The 3,807-nt window shown below is 64.6% G+C and carries 1 protein-coding gene and 3 pseudogenes; 2 read left to right on the top strand and 2 right to left on the bottom strand.

The window, feature by feature from the left end:
- Positions 1–526: 526 nt before the first annotated feature.
- Both ABZ624_RS42315 and ABZ624_RS42310 read right to left on the bottom strand, forming a co-directional pair.
- Positions 527–766, bottom strand: a pseudogene (locus ABZ624_RS42315) (IS630 family transposase); the annotation flags it as partial.
- Between the two features lie 132 nt (positions 767–898).
- A complete protein-coding gene (locus ABZ624_RS42310) occupies positions 899–1,543 on the bottom strand; it encodes a hypothetical protein (RefSeq protein ID WP_360100960.1) in 645 nt (214 codons plus the stop codon).
- A gap of 274 nt (positions 1,544–1,817) precedes the next feature.
- Between ABZ624_RS42310 and ABZ624_RS42305 the strand changes: the two are divergent.
- Positions 1,818–2,192, top strand: a pseudogene (locus ABZ624_RS42305) (transposase); the annotation flags it as partial.
- A 52-nt stretch (positions 2,193–2,244) separates the two neighbouring features.
- Positions 2,245–3,041 (top strand): annotated as a pseudogene (locus tag ABZ624_RS42300) (ISAzo13 family transposase); the annotation flags it as partial.
- Positions 3,042–3,807 lie beyond the last annotated feature (766 nt).

The raw sequence follows: 3,807 nt of genomic DNA, 5'->3' as shown, positions 1-3,807 counted from the left end.
GCGGATCCTCCGCAAGGCCAGACTCAGCCCGAACGCACTCACGTCAACCACAAAGGCCATCCTCACCCTGGAGGCTCACCGTTGAAAAGGCTCCAGGTATGCGAAGACATCGTCTGTGAACTCGGCGAGATCCGAGAAGATCGCCACGTGGATTGCGGGCTTCTACAACACGCGCCGCAGGCACATCACCGCAGGCAGCCTGCCTCCGGTGGAGTTCGAACGGCTCGTCAACTAGAAAGCCAGCGAAACCCGTTCATCGGTCCGGGCCGCACAGAGAAGTCGCTTCCGCTTCCGGGAGATTGCCATGCGCGATCGCCTCCGGCCGGAACCGGATGCCTTTGTATGACGGCAGGCATCCACGTACCGGCCCTCCCAAGTCGATCAACTCCAGGTCATCCACCCCCCGCAGGGGACTTGGCAACACTCTTCGAACTGCTGCCGCAGCCGCTCGGGATACGGGCCGTACTCGCCGATTGGCAGGTACGGCCCAGTGAACTCCTATTGCTGAGTCAGAGATTCGCTGGCATTAGGCGGCGACTTTGTCGAGGATCTCGTCGGCAGTCTTGGTCCATACGAACTGCCTGGGATGCTCGTTCCAGTCGGCGAGCCAGGTCCGGATGTCGCCTTCGAGGGCCTGGACAGAGCGGTGGACACCGCGCTTGAGATTCTTCTGCGTCAGCTTGGTGAACCACCGCTCCACGAGGTACAGCCAGGACGAACTCGTCGGTGCGAAGTGGAGATGGAAGCGCGCGTGCGCGAGGAGCCACTGCGACTGCGTCCGCGTCGGCACCACCACCTTGCTCGCGGCCCTGGAGGTCGCCACGGGGAAGGTGATCGGCTCCCTAACCATCCGTCAAGGTCTCAGCTCTACCTCATTGCGACCACACCCCTCCGAGTATTACGAGCAGATGGGGACTTGGCGTCGATCCACGCCGGACACGTTGTTCGAGCTGACGTATCCCCCGTCATCAAGTCGATACCACAGCGCAGTCCAAGTACCCATGTCCACCTGCTGGGAGCAGAGAACGGTTACACGAGCTCCTGGGTAGTACCTGCGAACCACATGGGGGTGTGTACCAGGCGTCATCGGTTGCACGTACTCATCCACCACGTGCTGAACGGGGAGCGTGGTGATCGTGCCGGGGAAACCGTCAGTCTGCGGCTGCTGCTCGACGCTGGCGCAGATCGCATACACGCTGATGCCGACGGTGGAGTAGCCGTCCTGCCGGCCGAGTCCGATCCAGCCGGTCCCGTCCTTCGTGGGGAAGCTGCCGACCAGGATCGCGCTCTTGCCCCGGGCTTGGGCGCCGCCGCCGACGACCCTCTTTCCCGCGGGGCAGGAGACAGTCCGGCGCTGGAAGTTCAGCACGTTGGCGTTGGGAAGCCTGACGATCTGGTAACCGTGCAGGGCCGGTGCCGGTGCCTTTGCCGCTGCAGCCTGTCCGGTGGCGGTCTCGCTGGTGGCGGCCTGGGCAGTCCAGCCGGCTCCGGATAACAGGGCCAGTGCCATAACCCCCGCGCCGATCGCTTGCTTGCCTCGCATAGGTATGTCCTTTCGCACTGGAGGCCCCTGGGAAGCAGAGTCCTCTCGATGGCCATCATCCTTGGTCTGATCGATGGCGTCTTGTCGAGTGGTACAGCAGTTATCACCGCATAGTCCCTGGCTCTCGGGCGGCCATCGTGCAACCTGCTGAGCGGCGAAGCCCACTGAAATGAGATGACTCGATGACCTTGTCCCAACATGGTTTGCTCCGTCTGCGTCAGTACTGCAACGGTGCTTGCCGTGGTTGATGGCCAGGCCAGTCTTTGGTGGGGTTGTGGGTGGGGACCTTGCTGATGTCAGGTTGTGACGCGTGGACTGGACGCTGTCCATCAGCGGTTCTTGCACCGTTTCAGCAGGTCGGAGCCTCGGAGTCAGCTATGGCTTGTATGCGGGGATTGATCGCTCCGCTGCAGCGGAAGAAACGGCTGGACGCTGGCAGAAGAAGCCGGACATGTGGGCCCGGACCGCATCCTCCGGATGCTGAACTGGATCGAGTGGGACGCCGATGAGGTGTTCGACGACGTGTGTCAGTAGGTCATGGACAACCTCGGCGACCCCGGGCGCCGTCCTGGTCGTGGACGACACGGGCTCTTTGAAGAAGGGAGCGCGGTCTGCCGGGGTGCAACTGCAGTACTCAGGTACTGCGGGGGCTTGTATTTCAATTAGTGCTTGTTCAGGCGGAGTTGGTGGGACGGTGGATCATGACCGTGCGTCCGCCCGTCACCGCCTCACGGGCCAAGTTCGATCGGATCCTGCCGCATCTCGACGAGCGCCGCCGTCGGCTCTACCTGGCCAGCGAGGCCGCGGCCATCGGCCACGGCGGGATCACTCTGGTTGCTGCCGCCTCCGGGACCAGTTCCGCCACCATCTCGCGTGGCGTCACCGAGTTGGCCGGGGACCCGGTGCTGACGCAGAGGGTCCGGGCTGCGGGAGCTGGCCGCAAGCCGTTGACCGTCACCGACCCCGGCCTGCTGGCGGCTCTGGAGGCGCTGATCGAGCCGCAGACCCGGGGTGATCCCGTCTCCCCGTTGCGATGGACCACCTTGTCGCTGCGGACCCTGGCCCCGACTCTGAAGTCACAGGGCCATCCGGTCAGTGCCGCAACCGTCGGGCGCCTGCTGCACGGCCTCGGCTATAGCCTGCAGGGCACCGTCGAGACCACCGAGGGCGCCAGCCATCCGGACCGCGACACCCAGTTCGCCCACCTGAACGCCACGGCCACCGCCTTCCTCGACGACGAACAGTCGGTGATCAGCGTCGACACCAAGGCCAAGGAATGGCTCGGCAACCGAGACCGGCCGGCCGCACCTGGCGGCCGGCCAAGGACCCGATCGAAGTCGACTGCCACACCTTCACCACCAGCGACCAGCCCGTCGCCATTCCGTATGGGACCTACGACATCGCCACCAACACCGGCTGGGTCAACGTCGGGACCGACCACGACACCGCCGAGTTCGCGGTGGAGTCCATACGCCGCTGGTGGCAGCGCCGCGGACAGGTGCGCCACCCGGCGGGTTGGCAGGGCAAGTGCGCAGCACAACGACGGGCGTCGCGCCTTTTGTTCCGCTGCCCGTGGGCGCGCCTCTCCGCGCCGACATAGCTCGGCCTGGCGCCAGTATCGAACGCGGCGATCAGCGTCTGCTCACCGTTGCGTCCCAGGCGCCGCCACCGCCCGTCCGCATCCTGCCTCAGCTGCTCCAGGGTACGATTCTCGGCTCCCGGGCCGACAGGAGTAGGGGTGACGCGCCTGGTGCACATGTCGAAAGGGAGAACAGCGGCCCGCCGCTCCCCCGCCAAGAATCCGTCGGGCCGGTATCAACAGGCAGTCGGCCATCCGGTTTCGAAGGAGGCCGAACACGTTTCGTGACATAGCCCATTCCGCATCCCCGCACGAATAGACAAGCACCACGGCCCAATTGACAGCTGACCCATGCCCGCGCGGGCGCCAGAGGCTCCACGAACAGCGTCCCAAGACACGATCATCCCCAACTTCACCTCTTACCCCGCGACAGCGCCTGGGCGTTTCAGCGACCGAAGCGACTGAACAAGTTGGTGCCGTAAAACGCTCATGAAGCGGGCGCAGGATCATGGACGTGTGAGTGAGCGCCGGGCAGTCAGCTCTTTCGAACGTCCCCCGTCAGCTGGGTAGTCGGCCTGACGCATGGATTAAGACGGTGTCCTATGTGGTGAGGCGGACGAGTCGCTTGTAGCAGCACAGGGCGGCGGCGAGACCGAGAAAGGCCAGGTAGTTGCGGGAGTGGCGT

Origin of the sequence: Streptomyces sp. NPDC007205 (assembly GCF_040634095.1) — a bacterium.
GTDB lineage: Bacteria > Actinomycetota > Actinomycetes > Streptomycetales > Streptomycetaceae > Streptomyces.
The sequence above is the reverse complement of the archived record's forward strand: the minus strand, read 5'-3'. Positions and strand labels throughout refer to the sequence as shown.

Coding starts and splice junctions, on each gene's coding strand:
- ABZ624_RS42310 (WP_360100960.1), bottom strand. CDS start 1,543: ATGCGAGGCAAGCAAGCGATCGGCGCGGGGGTTATGGCACTGGCCCTG.